Origin of the sequence: Methanothermobacter marburgensis str. Marburg (assembly GCF_000145295.1) — an archaeon.
Taxonomy (GTDB): Archaea; Methanobacteriota; Methanobacteria; order Methanobacteriales; family Methanothermobacteraceae; genus Methanothermobacter; species Methanothermobacter marburgensis.
The window spans coordinates 1,607,078-1,628,383 of sequence record NC_014408.1 but is presented as its reverse complement, the minus strand read 5'-3'; the positions used below and the strand labels follow the sequence as shown (position 1 = coordinate 1,628,383).

Annotated in this window: 21 protein-coding genes; 10 read left to right on the top strand and 11 right to left on the bottom strand. The window is 49.1% G+C overall.

The annotated features are described in order from the left end of the window. Positions 1-18 precede the first annotated feature (18 nt). The 3 genes from cobJ to MTBMA_RS08735 all read left to right on the top strand — a co-directional run bounded on the left by cobJ (position 19) and on the right by MTBMA_RS08735 (position 3,128). Positions 19-1,092: a precorrin-3B C(17)-methyltransferase gene (gene cobJ, locus MTBMA_RS08745; RefSeq protein ID WP_013296568.1), complete on the top strand. Its 1,074-nt coding sequence runs from the start codon at positions 19-21 to the stop codon at positions 1,090-1,092. A gap of 104 nt (positions 1,093-1,196) precedes the next feature. Next, positions 1,197-1,760, top strand: a complete 564-nt coding sequence (locus MTBMA_RS08740) for a potassium channel family protein (RefSeq protein WP_171770417.1) — start codon at positions 1,197-1,199, stop codon at positions 1,758-1,760. Between the two features lie 36 nt (positions 1,761-1,796). Next, complete coding sequence (locus tag MTBMA_RS08735) at positions 1,797-3,128, top strand: magnesium transporter (protein WP_013296566.1); 1,332 nt, start codon at positions 1,797-1,799, stop codon at positions 3,126-3,128. A gap of 49 nt (positions 3,129-3,177) precedes the next feature. On the opposite strand, the gene MTBMA_RS08730 is transcribed toward MTBMA_RS08735, so the two are convergent. Genes MTBMA_RS08730 through MTBMA_RS08720 form a run of 3 tightly spaced genes read right to left on the bottom strand, consistent with a single transcriptional unit; the run spans position 3,178 to position 4,868 of the window. After that, positions 3,178-3,702: a hypothetical protein gene (locus tag MTBMA_RS08730; RefSeq protein WP_013296565.1), complete on the bottom strand. Its 525-nt coding sequence runs from the start codon at positions 3,700-3,702 to the stop codon at positions 3,178-3,180. 30 nt (positions 3,703-3,732) lie between these two features. Beyond that, a complete protein-coding gene (locus MTBMA_RS08725) occupies positions 3,733-3,969 on the bottom strand; it encodes a hypothetical protein (RefSeq protein ID WP_013296564.1) in 237 nt (78 codons plus the stop codon). Then, positions 3,966-4,868, bottom strand: coding sequence for a hypothetical protein (locus MTBMA_RS08720; RefSeq protein WP_013296563.1), 903 nt, complete (start codon positions 4,866-4,868; stop codon positions 3,966-3,968). Before MTBMA_RS08720 ends, MTBMA_RS08725 begins: the two co-directional genes overlap by 4 nt. A gap of 265 nt (positions 4,869-5,133) precedes the next feature. Here MTBMA_RS08720 and MTBMA_RS08715 point away from each other — a divergent pair, with 265 nt between their 5' ends. From MTBMA_RS08715 to amrS, 4 genes are read left to right on the top strand one after another with little or no spacing between them, the layout of a single operon-like run. Beyond that, the gene (locus MTBMA_RS08715; protein ID WP_013296562.1) at positions 5,134-5,532 is read left to right on the top strand and encodes a Zn-ribbon domain-containing OB-fold protein; all 399 of its coding nucleotides are present in this window, start codon (positions 5,134-5,136) and stop codon (positions 5,530-5,532) included. Next, a complete protein-coding gene (cfbA, locus tag MTBMA_RS08710; protein WP_013296561.1) occupies positions 5,504-5,929 on the top strand; it encodes a sirohydrochlorin nickelochelatase in 426 nt (141 codons plus the stop codon). Before MTBMA_RS08715 ends, cfbA begins: the two co-directional genes overlap by 29 nt. Positions 5,930-5,957: 28 nt before the next feature. Continuing rightward, on the top strand, positions 5,958-6,941 hold the full coding sequence (thiL, locus tag MTBMA_RS08705) for a thiamine-phosphate kinase (RefSeq protein ID WP_013296560.1): 984 nt from the start codon (positions 5,958-5,960) through the stop codon (positions 6,939-6,941). 18 nt (positions 6,942-6,959) lie between these two features. Beyond that, positions 6,960-7,967, top strand: a complete 1,008-nt coding sequence (gene amrS / locus MTBMA_RS08700; RefSeq protein WP_013296559.1) for an AmmeMemoRadiSam system radical SAM enzyme — start codon at positions 6,960-6,962, stop codon at positions 7,965-7,967. Positions 7,968-8,101: 134 nt separating this feature from the next. On the opposite strand, the gene MTBMA_RS08695 is transcribed toward amrS, so the two are convergent. Beyond that, positions 8,102-9,373, bottom strand: a complete 1,272-nt coding sequence (locus MTBMA_RS08695; protein WP_013296558.1) for a UbiD family decarboxylase — start codon at positions 9,371-9,373, stop codon at positions 8,102-8,104. 10 nt (positions 9,374-9,383) lie between these two features. Next, on the bottom strand, positions 9,384-10,388 hold the full coding sequence (purE, locus tag MTBMA_RS08690; protein ID WP_013296557.1) for a 5-(carboxyamino)imidazole ribonucleotide mutase: 1,005 nt from the start codon (positions 10,386-10,388) through the stop codon (positions 9,384-9,386). 137 nt (positions 10,389-10,525) lie between these two features. On the opposite strand from purE, the gene MTBMA_RS08685 reads away from it, so the two are divergent. Next, positions 10,526-12,229: a glycosyltransferase gene (locus tag MTBMA_RS08685; protein ID WP_013296556.1), complete on the top strand. Its 1,704-nt coding sequence runs from the start codon at positions 10,526-10,528 to the stop codon at positions 12,227-12,229. On the opposite strand, the gene mmp11 is transcribed toward MTBMA_RS08685, so the two are convergent. The 6 genes from mmp11 to hacA form a co-directional block, all read right to left on the bottom strand. Further along, positions 12,223-13,155: a methanogenesis marker protein 11 gene (gene mmp11 / locus MTBMA_RS08680; RefSeq protein ID WP_013296555.1), complete on the bottom strand. Its 933-nt coding sequence runs from the start codon at positions 13,153-13,155 to the stop codon at positions 12,223-12,225. The genes MTBMA_RS08685 and mmp11 overlap by 7 nt on opposite strands. Before the next feature lie 18 nt (positions 13,156-13,173). Beyond that, positions 13,174-13,590: a 6,7-dimethyl-8-ribityllumazine synthase gene (gene ribH, locus MTBMA_RS08675; RefSeq protein WP_013296554.1), complete on the bottom strand. Its 417-nt coding sequence runs from the start codon at positions 13,588-13,590 to the stop codon at positions 13,174-13,176. Between the two features lie 97 nt (positions 13,591-13,687). Beyond that, the gene (locus MTBMA_RS08670) at positions 13,688-14,881 is read right to left on the bottom strand and encodes a cysteine desulfurase (protein WP_013296553.1); all 1,194 of its coding nucleotides are present in this window, start codon (positions 14,879-14,881) and stop codon (positions 13,688-13,690) included. Between the two features lie 4 nt (positions 14,882-14,885). Continuing rightward, positions 14,886-15,866 (bottom strand): 3-isopropylmalate dehydrogenase, encoded by a 981-nt coding sequence (locus MTBMA_RS08665; protein ID WP_013296552.1) that lies wholly within the window; start codon positions 15,864-15,866, stop codon positions 14,886-14,888. 5 nt (positions 15,867-15,871) lie between these two features. Next, a complete protein-coding gene (locus tag MTBMA_RS08660; RefSeq protein WP_013296551.1) occupies positions 15,872-16,360 on the bottom strand; it encodes a 3-isopropylmalate dehydratase small subunit in 489 nt (162 codons plus the stop codon). A gap of 15 nt (positions 16,361-16,375) precedes the next feature. After that, positions 16,376-17,632 (bottom strand): homoaconitase large subunit, encoded by a 1,257-nt coding sequence (gene hacA, locus MTBMA_RS08655; RefSeq protein ID WP_013296550.1) that lies wholly within the window; start codon positions 17,630-17,632, stop codon positions 16,376-16,378. Between the two features lie 325 nt (positions 17,633-17,957). Here hacA and MTBMA_RS08650 point away from each other — a divergent pair, with 325 nt between their 5' ends. Together MTBMA_RS08650 and radA are read left to right on the top strand one after the other, a co-directional pair. After that, positions 17,958-20,336 carry an OB-fold nucleic acid binding domain-containing protein gene (locus MTBMA_RS08650; protein ID WP_013296549.1) on the top strand — a complete coding sequence of 793 codons (2,379 nt, stop codon included), beginning with the start codon at positions 17,958-17,960 and terminating at the stop codon, positions 20,334-20,336. Positions 20,337-20,357: 21 nt separating this feature from the next. Further along, entirely contained in the window at positions 20,358-21,293 is a 936-nt protein-coding gene (gene radA, locus MTBMA_RS08645) for a DNA repair and recombination protein RadA (RefSeq protein ID WP_013296548.1), read from the top strand. Positions 21,294-21,306: the final 13 nt, after the last annotated feature.

Sequence of the window (21,306 nt, the reverse complement as noted above, 5' to 3'; positions counted from 1 at the left end):
TCACCTGAAGGTGTTCTCATGATAAGGATAATAGGACTTGGACCCACAAGGGATGATATAACAGTGAGGGCCCTCCGGGCTCTTGAAGAATCCGATGTTGTCATAGGATATGTTAGGTACATAAAACAGATAGAGGACCTCCTGGAGGGCAAGGAGATAATAAAAAGCGGAATGGGGTCTGAACTTGAGAGAGTGGAAAAGGCCATCGAGAAACACCTTGAAGGTCTCAACGTCGCACTGGTTAGTTCAGGAGACCCGGGTGTCTATGGGATGGCCAATGTATTCTTTCAGATATTTGATAAGTATTCTGGGGTTGAATTTGAGGTTATACCCGGCGTGACCGCGGTCAACTATGCAGCATCCCACCTGGGGGCACCTCTCCATGACTTTGCGGTTATAAGTCTAAGCGACATCCTCACTCCCCTATCAGAGATAAGAAGAAAGATCAGGGCAGCTGCAGGGACGGGACTTGTAATAGCCCTTTATAACCCTCTGGGAAAGAGGAGGAAGAAACCCTTCAGGGAGGCACTTGAAATACTAAGATCTGAACTTGAACCGGAAACTCCCGTGGGTGTGGTGAGGACCGAAAATGGAAGTCCACAGGTGAGTATTGTGGCTCTTGGAGACCTAAATGAATCCCTTGTGGACATGTCCACCACCATCATAGTCGGCAACGTTACAACCTACACAAGGGATGGATACATGATCACACCCCGCGGATACGCGGTTGAGGCCCCACTCCATGAACTTGCAAGGAAGTTCTATGAGGAGAATCCTTACGGCAAAGATTCAGGCCCTGATGAGAAGTGTGAATTCTACCCCTGCCACTTTGAGGGTCAGAACTGCGCATTCTGTTACTGCCCATTCTATCCATGCGGTGAAGGGTCCACAGGGGGCTACTGGATACGGGATAAGGGCGTATGGAGCTGCCAGGACTGCAGATGGATACACACCGATGAGGCTGTTGAGTGCGTCAGGAGGGGTCTTAAGCGGCTGATTTCAGAACCGGATGATTTAACCGAGAGGAAGAAGGAACTTCTCAAGCTTCGAAGGGAGTGCCTCATGGCTTCAGGAGGAAACTCCAGTAAATAACTGATTTCACCGCAGCAAGATATTTATTTTAAATCACCCAATATCATTTCAGCAGCCTAGGAGGATGAAAGTTGTCCAAAAGTGTTAAGGATATTCTCATCGAAATGAAGAACCTCTCGGAGTTGATGGTGGATCTTGCATACTCTGCCCTCCTGTTTAACAGCAGGGACGCGGCAGAGGAAGTCATAAAACTTGAAAACAAGGTCAACAGGCTTAACTATGAGATAAAAAAGGAGTCACTTCTTGCTGCAAGATCTGTTGAGGACGCCGAAAAACTGACAGCCCTCCTAGAGGTGGGTGAGGCAGCTGAAAGCATAGCAAACTCTGCCAAGGATATCGCTGACCTGGTGCTGAAGGGCATCAAACCCCACCCTGTCTTCAAGATGGTCATGGAGGAGTCCGATGAGATAATAGTCAGGGTGACAATTGATGAGGGATCAGAGCTGGCAGGGAAATCACTGGGAGACCTTTTACTTGCAACCAGAACAGGTATGAGGATCATAGCCATCAGAAGAGGAGAATCCTGGATTTACGGACCCGATAGAAACACGGTACTTGCAGAGAACGATACTCTTATCGCCAAGGGAAACGAAGCAGGTTCAGAACTCTTATTTGCACTTGCAAAGGGTGAGATGACCCTTGAGGATATAGGGTGCAGCATAGAATAGTCCCAGAGATGATGTAAATGTTAGCAGGTGAGGTCAATGAGGATAACAGGAAGATTACTGAGGACGACTCGGCTCATACTACAGTCCCTGCTAACATTTACCGTGAATTTATCCATAACGGCCTCAAGGGGATGGGTCAGGGCTTTTAACCTATTCAAGAGTTTTGGAAGCTTTTTCAGGGGTTCTAAAAGGGTTATAGGGGAAAGCTTCGTCGCACTCTTCATATGTGCCCTGGGGGACCTTGTGGCAGGTATATTTCTGGGTAAGATGTCTCCCCTCCTTGAGTCATATCCAGGCCTACTTGTACTGATACCCGGTGCCATAGGGATGAGGGGTAATATCTTCGGGGCCCTGGGTTCACGCCTCGGTTCAGGTCTGCATATAGGTACCCTTTCACCGGAACTTCGAAAATCAGATGTCCTTACAGAGAACATTGAGGCGACCATAATACTGACCGTGGTTATGTCAATTTTCCTTGGATTCATGGCCTGGATATTCTGCCATATCTTCGGATTTCGAAGCATGGGAATAATGGATTTCATTGTTATCTCTGTGGCCGGCGGAATAATATCAGGTGCCGTCCTTCTCCCGGCAACCGTCCTCATATCCCTCAAGAGCTATGAGAATGGCTGGGACCCTGATAACGTCACAACACCCCTCATAGCAGCTTCAGGCGACCTTTTCACGCTCCCATCAATATTCGCGGCACTGGCCATCCTTGAGGCTGTAAGGAACGGCATTTTTGAATGGGTGCTCTTTTTTCTGTTTATTCTGATGGGTGTTCTGGGCCTTGCGATGGGAATTAAGGGCAGATATAACCTTAGAAGGATCATAAGACAGAGCGTGCCCGTACTTCTCCTCTGCTCAGCCCTGGGAACCACTGCGGGTATGGTCCTAAACAGCAAACTATCGTTTATACTTGACAACCCTGCAATCCTTGCACTGGTACCGCTGTTTTCAGGTGAAAGTGGAGACCTTGTGAGCATACTCGGAGCAAGGCTTTCCTCTGGGCTCCACTCTGGTATAGTCCCTGCAACCCTCAGACCCCATGGAGAGGCCCTCAGAAACTTTGGAATAATATCAGTACTTTCATTGATCATATACCCAACAATCGGGCTTCTGGCTCATGTTGTGAGTGTTTCCCTTGGTATAGGGTCCCTTGGACTTGAGAGGATGGTTCTTATAAGTTCACTTGCAGGGTACCTTCTGACCCCATTCCTTCTTATGGTGGGCTTTTATCTGAGCTCAGCATCCTACAGACTTGAACTGGACCCTGACAACATAGTTATCCCACTGTCGACCAGCATGACCGACCCGGTGGCAAACACGTGCCTTGTAATAGCCATAATAGCAGTTATAGGGCTCTGAATCATCATTAAGACCTCAGAACCATGTAATGCTGGTGGGGGGCTCTGGGTCAGTAGGGGGATATGAGGATCTGGAGGGAGCATGGCTGGACCTCAAAGTAATCAGGTTTCAGCGGACAATCCATTCCAGAGCGGGGAAGCCCGGCAATTATTACCCCCCTTCCACATCCATGTAAATGGATCCATACCACGCCCTGCCCTGTTAAATTCAGTTTTAAACTTCCTGAACGGATTTTTATCTCTTCATGGCTTCTGTTGCAGTCCGTGTCAAGGATGAATGATCCGCTGCAGCCATCTGATATGAGGTAGTAATCCAGTGAGTCATTAACGCGAAAATTCATGCAGGTCCAGTTTTCGCCATGACCGGAGGGACACAGGCATTCCTCCCGCCTGATAACATAATCAGACAGGAAGTTGCAGTTGACGGTTTTTCTAAATACCTGTATTTCATTCCCCTTCAGTTCACCGCCAATGATTATGGGGCTTATTCTGTCGTTGAGGGGACTCAGCACAATTCTCACATGAATGCCCGGGAATGCCCTTTCAAGTAATTCTGGTCTTGAGCGAATTTTCATGATTTTTTCATAGGATATGACCCCTCTTTTTCATGGGACGGCAAGTCCAGGATACCTGCAGGTGCCTACAGGAAGCTTTTCCCAGTTAACAGGATCTCCAGGTGTATTTATGAGAACATCCGTTGCTGTGGCACCTTTAGCCCTTGTGTATGTTTCTCTGAATCTTTCATTCATTCGGGTCTCCTGTATTTCCATCAGTTCTGCAGATATGCCCACGATAATGGCCACGATTATGAGGGAGAGCAGAAAATCTGTTGAGAATATCACTGTATAACACCGTACTTTTTTCTGTGGGCCCCGTCAAGGTATATGATGAATCCTGATACGTTGTGGAGCTCCCCGGCGTACGCTGTCGTGAATAGAACATGGTCAACAGATACCGGGGCCTCCTCAAAATTTCCTGAGGGTATTATGAAGGTTTCAAGACCCAGGTGCGGACAGGAGGTTTTTCCCTCCAGTCTACAGAGGTAGCAGGACCCATCGTGACTCTCATGGTAGTATCCATTTAGGAGGCAGGTGTAGAGGACTCCGCTGGATCCATGGATGGTGTAGGGTTCATAGGGACACCTTCTTATCAGGAAAGGACCGGAAGCCCCATCATAGGCTTCCCTGTTCCCTGAAGAAAGGTGGTCCATGAGGCTCCTGCCATACTCTATTGACGTTTCATTGTGCTGCAACCTTCCCAGAACCCTGAAGGGCAGGGGATCAGGCAGATCCTCAACAGGTACCCTTACCGAAATGTTCTCAGTGTGGTGGATTTTTCCTGCCCTAATATCAACAGTGGAGTTAACCTCAATACAGAAGGGGTCGTCGGTTGCCCCCTCAACTGAATTCACCCTGCAGCTTAGATTCATGTTTCTGTGGACAGCGCATAACCTGTCAATACGCCCCTGTACCCCTGCTCTTACACGGGCCCTGGCATCCAGGTCTGGAGGAAGTGTACCGTTTATGGCCTCCTGTGCAGTTCCATTTAGTACTTCCCTTGTTATCACCGGGATGCTGTCCCTGATATCCCACAGGGCCCCTGTCATACTCTCAGATAGGGACCTATCAGCACTTCTTTCCACTGATGAATCATCGATGCTGAGTATCATCAGGGCGAGTATCATGGCCGGCACCATGAGAAGAAGACTGAAACCTGCCATCACATAGCCTCCATCATCCATCGTATCACCAGATTAAAATTAAGTATTACCAACATAAAAATATTACTGAAATGATATATTAACCGTTCTGGGGCTTCAATGGCGATCTAAACCATTAGAAATAGAAAAAAGGCCAGGTTATCCCATGGATCAACTCAGGGGGTAATAAGAATCTTTATTACTCCCTTGGAAGCACAAGGGATTTAAATATCCTCTGACCATATGATTTAATTATAATGAATCAAGATAGATAATGAAAACTGATTACATTTATGGAGGTCACATCATGACAGAAACCGTTAGGACATGGCGCCATATACCCCAGCGCTACAATCTTACAGGTTCAAAATGTCTCCAGTGCGGGAACGTTTTCTTCCCAAGCAGAATAATATGCCCTGAATGCAGACGTAAAGGTAAGCTTGAGGACCTAAAGTTCAGCGGGAGGGGAAAGATACACAGTTACTCCGTGATAAACACCCCAACCGACGAGTTCAAGGATATAGCTCCCTACGTGGTGGCCATAGTTGAACTGGAGGAAGGTGCTAAGATAACAAGCCAGATTGTTGACTGCGACCCTGATTCAATAGAGATAGGCGACGAGGTCGAAATGGTATTCCGCAAGGTGAGAGAAGAGGGTGAAGATGGAGTGATATCATATGGATTCAAATTCAGGCCAAAAAACTAAGATAGGTGTTCTTCTTGTGGGGCATGGAAGCCGCTTGCCCTACGGTGAGGAGGTCATAAATGGCATAGCAGATATCTACAGGAAGGAGGTTGACCATCCTGTTGCAGTGGGGTTCATGAACATATCCAGGCCATCAATACCAGAGGCAATAAATGAACTCGCAGCAATGGGCGTTGAAAAGATTATTGTTACACCGGTCTTCCTGGCCCATGGAGTCCACACCAAACACGACATACCACACATTCTGGGTCTTGATAATGGCACTGAACATCACCATCACCATGAACATGAGCATGAGGAATTTGAATTCGACGGTGAGATAGTCTACACCGAGCCCCTAGGGGCAGATCCGCGAATTGCTGAGATAATCCGGGACAGGGTTAAATCAGCAATTTAAGGGTAACCCCCAATTTATTTTGATAGAAATGCCCCCTGATAGAATATCATCCCTTGGCGAGAAGAAACTCATCTCAAGGATAATATCAAGATCAGCCTCATTTTTCAAACCCTCAGAGCTTCTTGGTCTTGGAGATGATGCCGCACTTCTTGATATGGGGGAGGAATACCTTGCACTGACCTCAGACCTTCTAATTGAAAGCAGGCACTTTCCCCCTACAATGAGTTATCAAGATATGGGATGGAAGACGGTTACAGTGAACATGAGCGACCTGGCTGCAATGGGGGCTGCACTGGAGGGTTTCATACTCTCCATGGCCCTTCCTGACCTTGAGCTGGAATCCTTCGACTCCCTCATAAGCGGCGTCCTGGAGGCCTGCAGTTACTACGGCGCACCCCTCATTGGGGGAGATACCAATGAGGGGGATGAGATAATAATGGGGGGCACAGCCATTGGAAGAGTCAGAAAGGAATTTGTGATGATGAAGTCCGGTGCCAGGCCAGGGGACCTCATTGCAGTTACGGGGCCCCTTGGACTTGGAGCTGCAGGCACAGAACTTCTTCTATCGGGAACAGATACTGCTGGATTTGAGGCTGCGGTTGAAAAATCCCTGAAACCCATTGCAAGGGTTGAAGAGGCATCCAGAATGGCGAAGTCTGGGCTTGTGTCTTCGGCCACAGACATAACCGATGGCCTCATAAGTGAACTTGGTGAGCTGAGGGATGCCAGCGGCGTGGGGATGAGGATCCACGAGGTGAAGTTACCTGTACCTCCCCAGGTATCAGAGGCAGCATCCCTCCTTGGAGTGGATCCACTGGAACTTGCCCTGTACTATGGGGAGGATTTTGAACTTGTTTTCACTGCACCACCTGATGCAATGGATGAACTCTCCAGAATAATGGAAGTACACATCATAGGTGAGGTCATAGAGTCACCCTCCATTGAAATGGTTGATAAGCATGGAGATACATATAAACTTCATGTGAGGGGCTATGAACATCTGCGCCCCTGACTGCAGTGGGGGGATACCATGAGGAAGGAATCCATACTCTATGAGAAGGCCGATGATAGGTTGAGGTGCCTGGTATGCAGTAGAAAGTGCTTGATACCCGAAGGGGGAAGGGGGTACTGTCTCACGCGTGAAAATAGCGACGGTAAAATCTATTCTCTCACCTATGGGGAGGTATCCTCAGAGGCGGTTGACCCGATAGAGAAGAAGCCACTCTTCCACTTTCACCCTGGCAGCCTCGTCTACTCCCTTGGCAGTGTTGGATGTAACTTCAGGTGCAGGTACTGCCAGAACTGGAGCATATCACAGGCACGCATAGATGGCTTCCCAACCAAGTACATCTCACCGGAGGAGGCGGTTGAAAATGCCCTCAGAAGTAACTGCACCTCCATAGCATGGACCTACAATGAGCCAACCATGTGGCTTGAGTACACCCTGGACTCTGCAGAACGTGCAAGGGCAGAGGGCCTCAAAACGGTTTATGTTACAAATGGCTACATGAGTGAGGAGGCCCTCAACCTGCTTGGACCCCTACTGGACGCTGCAAATGTTGATCTCAAGGGAATGTCTGGGCGATTCTATCGTGAGCTATGTGATGCAAAGCCTGAACCCGTACTCGAGAACATCATAAGGATGCATGAGATGGGTATCCATATAGAGGTCACCAACCTACTCATACCCGGTTACAATGACTCTGATGATGATATAGTGGCCCTTGTGAACTTCATGGTATCTGAGGTCGGGGTTGAGGTTCCACTCCATTTCACGAGGTTCTTTCCACATTACAGGATGCAGAATGTGCCCCCAACCGGGGTTGAGAGACTGATGAGGGCCAGGGAGCTTGCCCTTGAGGCGGGGATGAAGTATGTGTACGTGGGGAACCTTCCAGGAACCGATGCTGAGAACACCTACTGTCCGGTTTGTGGTGAGCTAATCATAAAGAGGGATGGCTACCTCACAAGAACAGTGGGGATCAGGGATGGTAAGTGCAGCTCCTGCAGAGCCGATGTAGACGTTGTAATAGATTAGTTAACTGAGTCTCAAGGTATTGGAGAATAGAAGTGCTGTTTTATTTCTGTAACTGTGTTTTGGCTGAGACTTGTGTCCATAAAATAGGAAGAAAACGAAGTACTATCCAAAAAATAAATTCTTAGGGTACCCTTTCACTCGGACCGACTGACCCTCTGGAATTTTTCTGCGCCAGCGAGGGGCACCGTTGCATCAACACCAACCTTGGTTGTTGTACCATCGGGAAGTGCTGCAGGGTCCAGGGATGAGCCCCTTGCCCCGGGGACTATCAATATGTCATCATCGCCCTTCACCCTTGTTGCCACGGCATATTCGATTTCCTCAGGGTCAAAAACGTCTATGTCGTCATCCACAACCACCACATGTTTGAGGGATGGATGGGCTGCAAGGGCCGCCATTATCACATTCTTGCCGTCCCCCTGACTCTGCTTTTTAATTGATATGGCTGCATGGAGCCAGCAGCATCCTCCCTCGGTTAGAACAACATTCCTGACCGTGGGCACCGTATTCTTAGCTGCCCTGTATATCCTTGGCTCCTGGGGCAGCCCCTGAAGTAACCTGTGTTCAAATCCTGCTGGCAGAATCGCATGGTACATGGCATCTTCCTTTATATGCATTCTATCAAGGGCTATGACAGGTTCCTCCCTTACAACGTCATAGGTGTCTGTGAGGTCGACAAAGGGACCCTCACTTTCCCTTTCACCGCAGAGTATCCGGCCCTCAAGTATTATCTCTGCAGGGGGGACCTCAAGGCCAACTCCACTGCACCTCACAAGTTCCAGTTTTCCGTCGTGGAAGGTGTTTGCAACCTCCATTTCATCGGCATCTATCGGTATGGATGTGGTTGTAGCAAGGAGGGTGGCGGGGTCCATGCCTATGGCCACTGCTATCTCAAGGTCCTCACCCATCTCCTCGGCCCGCTGGTGGTATGTGTAAAGGTGCCTTGGAACTATACGGACGGCCATCCTGTCACTGGATATGACCATCATCCTGTGGATGGAGGCGTTCCTGATTCCGGTTTCAGGGTCCCTGGCAAATATGACCCCTGCTGTTATGTAGGGGCCTCCATCCCTCTGGTAGTGGGTTAGAACCGGGAGCCTTGAGAGGTCGGCATCCTCTGAACTGTAACCCTCAAGGCCCCTCACATTTCTGATGGGTGTCGGGTTTTCCATTGCATGGACAATGCGCTGGGTTATCTCATTGACCTGGCAGTTCAGGGAGAGGGCGATCTTTTCCCTGGTATTGCAGAGGCCAGATATGACAGGGATATCTGATTCCCGTACATTCCTCAGTATCACAACATCCCTTGGATGCCTCCTCAGTATACCTGCCGCCTCAAATCGGGTCGAAACCTCATCCTCAATTATCACGGGTTCTTCGTCAAGCCTATCAAGGAACTCTCTCATTGAATCACCATCAGAACTTGACTGAACGGCTTTTTATCCTCTTTATCCTGGACTCAATTTTACTGTCATATATTCCAAGCATTTCAGCCGCCAGTATTGCCGCGTTACCACCGTTACCGATTCCAACGGTCCCAACAGGGACACCTGGCGGCATGTTAACCATTGAAAGGAGGGAATCCCAGCCGTTCATTTTGAGGGGACATGGAACACCGATCACAGGCCTGTCACTGAGGGCGACCACGGCACCTGTAACATGGGCAGAGAGTCCGCTTATCGCTATGAAGAGCTTAACATTCTCCATCCGCTCAAGGTACCTCTCGAACCTGTCGGGGTACCTTATGGGTGATATGACGTTGAGGTCATAGCTTATACCCATCCTCTCAAGGAACATTGTTGTCTTCTTGGCGATTTTCATGTCCGAGTAGCTGCCAGGAATCACAGATACCATCGGGGCGTCTTCTTCACCAGATTTTTCCTTTTCCTGTATTTCTGGCAGTTCAACATCGAGGGGGGCGTAGTATGACCCCTCTATGCTGTTGAGTACCTGGCACTCATCCCTTCGGACCTTCTCATAGAAACCCCTTCTGAGTTCAGAGACCCGGTCCCTCACCTCCGGGTCACCTATCCCTATTATCTGTGCAGCCAGTATTGCGGCGTTTTCTCCCCTGTCAACACCAACCGTTGCAACAGGGGCAGGGAAGGGCATCTGTGAGCATGCGAAAAGGGCGTCAAGTCCTCCGAGTTTAACATCGACCGGGACACCTATCACCGGGCGGTGGGTATTAGCCGATATCATGCCGGGAAGGTGGGCAGAGAGTCCTGCTATACCTATGAAGACTTCAACACCCTCCTTTATGGACTCAGAGACTATAGCCTTCACCTTTTCATGGGTCCTGTGGGCCGAGGCAACCCTGAGATCATAGGGTATCCTGAGTTCTTCAAAGATCTCCATGGCCTTTTCAGCTATCCTGAAGTCTGATGCACTTCCAAGGAGTATCATAACTCTGGGCTTCATTTAGAGATTCACCTTTACATTTATGGATAGATATTTATTCCAATTCATATTTAATAGAATCTCCCGAAGCGTCTTAATAGCTTAATATTTAAGGGTTTTCAACCAATAGAACTTCATAGGTAGGAGAAGGTGTAGGGATGTCATGGCTTATTCTGATCCTGGTCTTCTTTTTATGTGCCCTCAGGACAGTGAAGGAAGATGACCAGACAGTTTCAGTGGTTATACCAGCTTTCAATGAGGAAAAGACCGTCGCACTGGTTGTAGAAGCAGCTAAAGGCTCTAAACTAGTGAGTGAGGTCATAGTGGTGGATGATGGGTCCACAGATAACACCGCCGGCGTGGCAGAGGCTGCAGGTGCAAGGGTTATAAGGCATGCCAGCAACCGCGGCAAGGGCGCTGCACTGAGGACGGGATTCAAGCATTCCAGCGGGGACATAGTGGTTTTTGTTGACGCTGACCTTGAGAATATGACAACAGAAAAGATTGAGAGGATGATAAGGCCCATCTTGAGGGGGAGGGCGGACCTCACAAAAACACGTTTCAGGAGAAAGGCTGGAAGGGTTACTGAGTTAACTGCAAAGCCACTCCTGAATTTCTTCTTCCCTGAGATAAAATTTGAACAGCCACTAAGCGGACAGTTCGCAGCTAGGAGATCTGCCCTTGAGAAGATGAAATTCGAGGATGATTATGGGGTCGATGTTGGCATAGTCCTTGATGCGGATGTCCTTGGCCTCACAGTTAAGGAGGTGGATATAGGGACAATACACCATGACATGGCAAGCCTCAAGGACCTTAATCTGGTGGCCAATGAGGTTGTAAGGACCATAGTTGACAGGGCACTCGAGTACGGCAGAATAACCATGATGGACACCATGGGAAAGTCCATAAGAATGTGCATACTGGGTCTTTCACTTACAACCCTTGGGATATTCAGTATATTCTTTATAAGGGCAATACCAGCAACAGCGGGGATCATTATAGCGGTTTTAGGATCCATAGTTGCTCTCTATTACTTCATAAGCTTAATAAGAAGATCAATATACGTTTTCAGGCGCTCCCGGGGCAAGCTTCAGACGGCTAGATCATTCATATACATGCACTTTCCCATTCTGGTGTCTGGCCTTATCCTTCTTGCAATGATCTCAACACTGCTGGGCGCAGTCAAGGTGGACGATGGTAAAATATCAATTGAACCGACATCAGGTAACCTCATAATATGGAAGAAGAGCAATGAAAACAGAACATTTGATGTCAGGGGACCATACAGGGTTGACAGCGCACTTGAAAATGAGAATAAATCCATAAGAATTCCCGAGGAGGCGATAAATACCCTTGGGCTCAATTATGGTGACACGGCGGTTCTGAATGGTGAGGCCTATACACTCAACAGGACCCGTGAGGGTGAAGGTAACATAATGAGAATCCCAACCAGTGCAAGGGAGGCCCTCGGGGTTAACGTGGGAGACGTGATCCAGGATGGAAATCTTCGAAAGATATTCAGCAACGTCTATGCAATTAGGAACATATCCAGCTCAAACATGACGGTATATAACGGTATCATAATTCAGTACGATGAGTCCCAGGCGTCGGAGGTCATGGTTTACGTTGACAATCGGCTGGTTGCAGAGGCCAGTGGGGTCATGAAGAATGGTTCATACACTTTATCTGTTAATGGTGAGGTTATAAGGAATATAAGGTTCAGGGGAGAGGACTCCAGCTACAGGATCTACTATGGGGGCCATATAATAAAAATTGATATCAGAAGAGGGGGTTCATCTGACATGAGGTTTGCATCTGCATCTGAGGGGAAATTCCTTAACATATGGTTCTCAGGTCAGTAGTATACCCTTGCAGCTTCTTCTGGATCATCATAGAGGCCGATGGCTGCAAGGGCCCCTATCTTACCCTGTGAACCTGTTACCTCGATGAGGTCTATTCCAAGGGACTCTGCAACTTCTTCGGCATCCTCAACTTCCATAAAACTCTTTTTGGCCATCATTGAATACTCTTTAAGCTCTTCTGGAACCTTTATTCCCCTGAAAACTGCAATTGAAGTTTTATCGGAAAGGGTGTTCTCTTCAAGAAAATCTGCAGCAAGATCGACAAGTTCAGTGCTCTTACCGGGCTGCACCGCGAAGGCAAGGGCAACTGAAACACAGTTCTGTGTTTTGTGGGGGTTGTGCGGGTAGAGCTGAACCGTCACATGGTCAATGTACTCAAATCCCCTCCTGGAAATCTCCATACCCATATTGTTGGCAAGGGTCCAGGTCGCGCCGCTTTCAGGGGTGTCTGTGTCATCTATACCCAGGACAACCTTTTCGAGGCGGGGTGTTATCACGGCTGCCCTCCCGGGCTTTGAGCCCCCTCCCACCTCATAGAGTTCGATTCTCTTCACACCCTCTGCCATGCCCCGGCACATGGCAGCACCGACCCCGGCACCTGCAAGGCCGGCATGCACAACGCGGACCTCGTCACCCTCAACAGCCACCTCCTCTATTCCAGCGGCGTTGAGACTCGCCCTGAGTTCTATTGGGACCTTACCGGTATGTGCAAGGTAGGTGTGCCGGTTACCATCCCTCCGGGCCCTCTCTATCAGCTTGCTTGACCTGCTGTACTGGTATATCATCCACTCTGACCCTGAGATGCAGGGGTGGTATTCCAGGATCTCAACGAGGTCCCCGTCCACCATGGTGAGGACCTTGGTGTAGGGTGATATCCAGGGGTCCCTGAACCTTTCCTTCAAGTCTGATGGTCTGAGTATTTCCATGGAGGTTCTCCAGAAATATCAAATTTCGTTGAGTCTTCTGTACATTTTAACGGCTGCCTCAACGGCCCTCTTTGCATAGTCAACACGCTGGTGGGCTTCCAACCTTGTCATACCGGGGCCGGATATTCCAAGGGCCACGGGCTTATCGTATTCAAGTGAAAGGTCCGCTATCTTACGTGAAGCGTGCTGGACCACTATCTGGTCATGGTCCGTTGCCCCCTCAATAACAGCCCCCAGTGTGATAACAGCGTCGATTTCATCATCCAGGAGAAGCTTCTTAACCGCGAGCGGCATATCGAATACCCCTGGAACAGCTATAACCCTTGTTATTTCGGATTCAAGAAATTTGGCATGTTCTTTTGCAAGTTCAAGCATCATATGTGTTATGTCATAGTTGAATTCGGCTACCACAGCCCCTATTCTGACATCTGCCATTTAATACCTCCTTTAGAGTACAAGTGCGCCTGCAATGGTACTTAAGACCATTATGATTACTATGAGCAGTGCTATTATCTGTGCCTTATTCATCCCATCACCCCATCATTGCTATTTCCCTCAGGGTTTCTGCAAGGACCTCAATGTCCTCATCTGTATTGTAGTAGTGTATGGATGCCCTCACGGTGCCACCGGATTCATGAACTCCAAGGTGCCTCATGGCTGGTATCGCGCAGTGGTGGCCGCTTCTAACACACACACCGGCGGTTTCATCCAGCAGCTTTGCAACGTCATGGGGGTCCATATTATCTATGTTGAAGGAAAGAATACCATAAATATTTTGGGGGTCACCATAGCACTGGATTTTGTCAATGGATGAAACCTCACTGCAGAGTTTTTCTGTCATTTTCAGGCCATGCTTTCTGATTTTATGGATTCCTATCCTGTTGATGTAATCTATGGATGCCCCCAGACCTATGAAGCCTGCTATGTTGAGGGTCCCTGCCTCGAACCTTGAGGGAAACTCTTCCAGGACGTAGTCATCCTCTGAGACATCAATGACGGTACCCCCACCCAGCATGAATGGTTCAAGTTCATCCTGGCACTCACTCCTGCAGTAGAGGAAACCCGTCCCCACAGGACCCAGGGTCCCCTTGTGGCCAGGGAAGGCTGCAAAATCTGCCCCCAGCTCCCTAACATCGACCTTCATATGTCCAATGGACTGGGCCCCGTCAATCATGTAGAGGGCACCGTTTTCATGGGCGATCCTTTCAATCTCCTTCACATCCTGCACCGTACCAAGGGCATTGGAGATGTGGGTTATGGTTACAAGCCGTGTGGTCTCATCGACCGCCTCTTCAACCATTGCAGGGCCCACAACGCCATTTTCATCTGCCATCACTATCCTTACATCAACACCCCTTTCACGGAGCCTGAGCCAGGGCAGGAAGTTGGAGTGGTGCTCGATGTTGGGTACAACCACCGAGTCCCCCTTCCTGAATTTGAGGCCACTCGCCACAATGTTTATGGCCTCGGAGGTGTTCTTTGTGAATACTATTTCGTCCTCAGAGGCATTTATGAATCCTGCAACCTTTCTCCGGGCTTCCTGAAGTTTCATGGTTGCTTCAACTGCAAGTGAATACGCCCCTCGTCCTGTATTGGCGTTGTATCCTTCAAAGTACTCTGTCATTGCCCTCACAATGGGGAGGGGGGTTGGGGTTGTGCTCGCGGCATCAAGGTACACATTCTCCCTGAGGAGTGGTATGTCGGCCCTCACGTCCTCTGTACGCACAGCATCACCCCTCAATTCTTTTTGCTATCTCAGCAGCCATTTCCATTGTACCGAGGCTTCCACCCAGGTCCGGTGTAACCAGACCCTCTTCAAGGGTTTTTTCCAGTGCTTTCTGTATTTTCTGTGCTTCCTGTGTTTTGTTTAGGTGTTTTAGCATGAGTGTTGTTGTTAGTATCATGGCTGTGGGGTTTGCTATGTTTTTTCCGGCTATCTGGGGTGCTGATCCGTGGACTGGTTCGAATATTGCGTTTTTTTCTCCTATATTTGCTGATGGCGCGAGTCCGAGTCCTCCTATGAGTCCTGCTGCTTCGTCTGAGAGTATGTCCCCGAAGAGGTTGGTTGTGACCAGGACCTGGAATTCCTGGGGCTGTGTTATGAGGTACATGGCTGTGGCGTCCACGTAGTAGTCCTCTGCCTCCATCTCAGGGTAGTCTGATGCCACCCGGTAGAATTCCTCCCTGAACACTCCATCGGTCTTTTTAAGGACATTGGCCTTGTGCACCGCGGTCACACGACTCCAGCCCTCCCTCTTAGCATACTCAAAGGCAAATCGACTTATCCTCCTAGAAGCAGAGCGTGTTATGACCCTCCTTGCAACCGCACCATCAGCGGTGAACTCCTCATCACCCACATAGAGGTCCTCAGTGTTCTCCCTCACTATGACAAAGTCAAGGTCCGGGTAGAGGCACGGGACACCCGGAAGGGACTTCACAGGCCTCAAATTCGCAAAAAGATCAAATTCACGCCTTAATTTAACTATAACATCCGCTGCACTTTCACCCGCGGCACCAAAGAGGGTGGAGTCCGCCTCACCGATGATTTCAATTGTTTCATCTGGAAGGGCTGTCCCTGTCCTCTCAAGGCACTCATCCCCTGCCTCTGCATATAAAAATTCAGGGTCGAGGTCCAGTCCTTTGAGAACGTGGAGGGCGGCCTCCATGACCTCCTTACCGATACCATCCCCGGGTATAACGGCTATCTTCATGGTATTCACCCTTCAAATTCTCCCTTTTTCCTGAGGTAGGGTATGAGACCACCACTTTCAAGTATCTCCACCATGAAATCAGGGAGTCTCTTGAAGGGGAATTCCTCGTCTCCCCGTATTATAACGCCCATTTCCAGGTCCACCTCTATCTCATCACCCTCATTGAGTTTACCTGTTATTCCTGGCGCCTCAAGGAGGGGTATGCCCACATTTATGGCGTTTCTGTAGAATATCCTGGCAAAGGACTCTGCAATAACAGCGGCTATTCCAGCACCCTTGAGGGCAAGGGGGGCGTGTTCCCTTGATGATCCACATCCAAAGTTCTTCCCGGCAACTATGAAATCCCCTGGCCTGACCTTTGAGGGGAATTCAGGGTCGAGACCCTCCATGACGTGTTCCCTGAGTTTTTCAGGGTCACGCATCACAAGGTACCTTCCGGGTATGATTATGTCGGTGTCCACGTCGTCGGGGAATTTCCAGACTCTTCCTTTCATATCTAAGCACCTCCACTATTCAAGTTCAGCAGGATGGGTGATTCTGCCTGTAACTGCGGATGCGGCTGCAACCGCTGCGGATGATAGGTATACCTCTGCCTCCGGGCTTCCCTGCCGACCCCTGAAGTTTCTGTTTGATGTTGAAAGGCTGACCTCTCCTGGGCCCACAAGTCCCACATGACCACCGAGACATGGTCCGCAGCAGGGGTTGCATACCAGGGCGCCTGCGTCCACGAATATCTCCATGAGACCCTCTGAGAGGGCCCTGCGGTAGACCTCCCTTGAGGCGGGTATCACCAGCATCCTGACGCTGTCTGCAACATCCCTGTTTTTCAGTATTGCAGCGGCATCCCGGAGGTCACTGAGGCGGCCGTTTGTACATGAACCAAGGAAAACCTGGTCTATCTCAACATCCACCTCACTGACGGGCTTCACATTGTCAACGTTGTGGGGACATGCCACCTGAGGTTCAAGGTCAGAGACATCAACCTCCATGACATTGAGGGAGGGGGCATCGGGGTCTGCCCTGAAGACCCTGTAGGGTTTATCTGATCTCCTTTCCACGTACCTTATGGTTTTTTCATCGGGTTCCACTATTCCGGTTTTACCCCCCATCTCTATTGCCATGTTGGAGAGCACCATACGGTCTGACACACTCATATCTGCGACGGTTTCACCTGCAAATTCACAGGCCATGTAGGTGGCACCGTCTGCCCCAACCTCTCCTATGATGCTGAGTATGACGTCCTTTGCATACACATGTTTCCTGAGTGAGCCGCTTATTTCGAAGCGTATCGTTTCAGGTACCCTGAACCACAGTTTTCCGGTGGCAAAGACCATTGCCATGTCAGTTGATCCTATACCGGTGGCAAAGGCCCCCAGAGCGCCGTGGGTGCAGGTGTGGGAGTCTGTCCCCACAATAACCTCTCCAGGCACCACGTGTCCCTTTTCAGGTAGCACCTGGTGGCATACACCCTCCCTGACATCATAGAAGTTCTTTATGCCCTGTTCCCTCACAAAGTCCCTCATTATCATGTGGTTCTGGGCAGCATCAAGGGAATCTGCAGGTACCTGGTGGTCGAATATCACAACGATTTTTTCAGGGTCCCAGACCCTGTCCCTTCCTATCCTCTCAAAGGATTCAACCGACAGGGGTCCTGTGAGGTCATGGGTCATGGCGACATCTATACTGGCCATAACTATTTCACCGGCCTCCACACGATCTTTACCTGAAGCCCTGGCAAGTATTTTCTCAGAAACAGTCATAGACATCTTCTATCCTCCTTTAGCAGAATATACTGAAGGTATCATAAAATTTCCAGCAATGGGTCCATGGGGCTGGCTGTGAAAATTAGAGCATCCTTAAAGTTCAGATTTCCCCATATGTTCACTGGATATCTGCATTTCACCTTCATACTGAAAAACTCGGCTGAATTTTACAGTTATATTTTCACCCACCATTAATAAATACTTTGATAATAAAATTTAAATATTTAGTAATACAAGGTAGTAACAGTTCCAGGAATATTAGTTTCCAGGACCTCACCAAGTCTTTTATAGACGGTGCATAATATTATTAATCAAGTGAGGGACCCAAATGAAGGAAGAACTTAAGAGGGAATATGAAAGGATTAAGGACAGAATGTCCCTTGAGGAATTTCAGGAGCTAATAGAGAAAAGGAAAGAGGAATATGGGGACGTTGGATTTCTGGATGACCTTGCAATTGCAACTACGGTGGTTGATGAGATCCTTGAAAATGAAAATACGATGCTGTCAGAGAAGGAAGAGCACAGGATGGACACCATATCCAAACTTGAGGAGGGTGCAGAGGCACCGGTGACAGGCAGGGTCATGAAAATATCAAGTCCCAGGACCTTCACAACAAGGAAGGGGAGAGAGGGAAAACTCGCCAATGTTATCATCGCAGATAATACAGGTGAACTTCGAACGGTTTTCTGGACAGAGAACATGAAGCTCCTCAAGAAATTCAATGAGGGCGATGTGATCAGGATAAGGGATGTTAGAATAAGGGGTGGATTCGGGGGCAGAAAGGAGGCACATCTCATGCCAAGGTCAAGGGTTGAGGTCCTTGACCCCGCTGATTTTCCGGACTTTCCAGAATACAGGGAGGATATAACACCCATCGCTGACCTTGCCGAGGACCAGGAGGTCAACGTCATTGCAAGAATAACAGGCATATCCCGAGTGAGGACCTTTGAGAGGGATGGCCGTGAGGGAAGGTTCATTTCCCTTGACATAATGGATGAAACAGGTTCAACCACATACACCATCTGGAACAACGACGTAGGCCTTGTGGAGGAGCTTGGTCTTAAGGAGGGAGATGCGGTTAAAATACTGGGGGCCCAGACAAGGAGAAGGGATGATAGTGTAACACTCACACACACCAGCCTCACAAGGATTGTGCCAGGGGAATATGATGTTCCCGATTACAGTGAGAAGGTGGTTAAGATAGGGGACCTCCATGAGATGGAGAGTGCAACTGTGATGGGCCTTGTAACAAGGGTTCATGACCCTGTGGAATTTGAAAGAAACGATGGAACAACGGGCTCTGTAAGATCCATTGAGATTACAGATGATACAGGCTCTGCAAGGGTAACACTCTGGGATGATGACACCCGCATAAAGATCAACAAGGGGGACATTGTAAGGATATCCGGTGCAAGGGTTGAATTTGATGAGTTCAACCAGTCATACCGCATAAATACTAACTTCAACACCCGCATCACCGTCAACCCCGAGTCTGATGGTTCGCTCCTTAAGGTCCTTGAGGAGTACAGGGAACATCTGAGGCCCCTCAAGATAGCCGAGATACTTGAAATGGAGGATGAGGGTGAGGAGGTGGATGTTGCAGGCAGGATATTCAGCCTCAGCGACCCGAGGGAATTTGAGAGGCAGGATGGGACCGGTATCGTGAGGTCAATGGAACTTGCAGATGAGACAGGCAGGATAAGGGTCAGTCTCTGGGACGAGAAAGCAGAAAAACCCCTGAATGTGGGGGATGCGGTGAGAATAGAGAATGCCCGAATAAGACTAGGGCTTTACAGCGTGGAACTCAACACAGGAAGAACAACCAGAATAGTGGAGCCCCTCCCAGAGGATATTGAGAACCTGCCCTCCTTTGAGGAGCTTGAGGAGATGCTCTACACCACAAAGAAGATCGATGAACTTGAGGAGGACGACAGGAACATAAGGATAATTGCGAGGGTGGTTGATCTCTTTGATCCCAGGGAGTTCCAGAGGGGTGACGGGACACCCGGCCTTGTGAGAACCGTTGAATTTGCTGATGACACAGGATCCATAAGGGCAAGCCTCTGGGATGATGCTGCTGAGAGACCACTGAGCATTGGAGATGCGGTGAGAATAGAAAACCCCCGCGTAATCTACAGGGATGATATGGGTGGAGAGAGACTTGAACTCAGCATAGGGAGAAATTCAAGGATTGAACCGGCAACTGAAAGGGATATCAGCGGGTTACCCTCATTTGAGGAGCTCCAGGAGATCTTATATCCTCTTGTAAACATTGAGGACCTTCAGGAGGATTCAAGAAATGTCATGATAAAGGGTGAACTTACAGAAATGTCAGGCAGGAGAATTCTATCCATAAAGTGCCCATCATGCAATGAGAGGCTTGAACTCTCTGACGAGAACATCTGTAACTTCTGCGGCGCCCTTGTGGATGAGCCACGATACCTCCTCATGATCCCTGGAAGGATCATGGATGATACCGGCGAGGTCCTCATAACCTTCTTTGGAAGGGAGGCCGAGAAACTCCTGGGGATGTCCACGAGGGAGGTTGTTGATATCATAAACCAGTCTGCAGATGAATCAGCACTTGAGGAGAGGGTTGAGGACCTTAATGGCGTCACTGTGGAGGTTATCGGAAACGCGGATTTTGATGAATACAATGAGGAACCGAGGTTTATACCCAGAAAAGTTGTGAATATTGAACTTTAAAATGATCTAAGGGAGATTAAAATGGTTGAACTGGAAGATCTACCAAATGTAGGGGCCAAAACGGCACAGAAATTAAGGGACGCAGGATTCGGGGACATGATGCGTCTTGCCACAGCCACCGCCAAGGAACTCTCTGTGAAGGCTGAAATTGGTGAGGGCGTGGCTGAAAAGGTGATAGAGGCCGCCAGAAGGGCTGAGAAGATAGACTTTGAAACAGCCTTTGATGTGATGGAACGTCGAAAGGACGTGGGCCGAATAACAACAGGGAGCAAGGCCTTGGATGAACTCATAGGCGGCGGGATTGAAACACAGGCAATAACTGAGGTTTTCGGAGAGTTTGGATCAGGTAAGAGCCAGCTATCCCATGAACTAGCAGTGACTGTGCAGCTACCAGAGGAAAGGGGTGGCCTGGATGCTGAGGCTGTATTCATAGATACAGAGAACACATTCCGTCCTGAAAGGATAGAGCAGATAGCCAACGCCTTTGAACTGGACCTTGAGGAGGTTCTCAATAAGATACATATTGCAAGGGCATTCAACTCAAGTCACCAGATACTCATGGCAGAGAAGGTGAATGAGCTCATACAGGAGGGCAAGAACATACGCCTTGTAATTGTGGACTCCCTCACAGCCCACTTCAGGGCGGAGTATGTTGGGAGGGAGGCCCTGGCAACAAGGCAGCAGAAGCTCAACCAGCACCTCCACACCCTCCAGAACATAGCAAACACCTACAATGCAGCTGTCTTCGTAACAAACCAGGTTCAGGCAAGACCCGACGCCTTCTTTGGAAGCCCCACAAAGGCTATAGGCGGACACGTCCTGGGCCATGCAGCGACCTACCGCCTGTGGCTCAAGAAGGGACTTGCAGGTAAGAGGATAGCGAGACTTGTTGACAGCCCCCACCTCCCAGAGGGTGAGTGTGTCTTCAAGATAACAGAAGCAGGTATTGTTGATTAAACCCTAATTAATT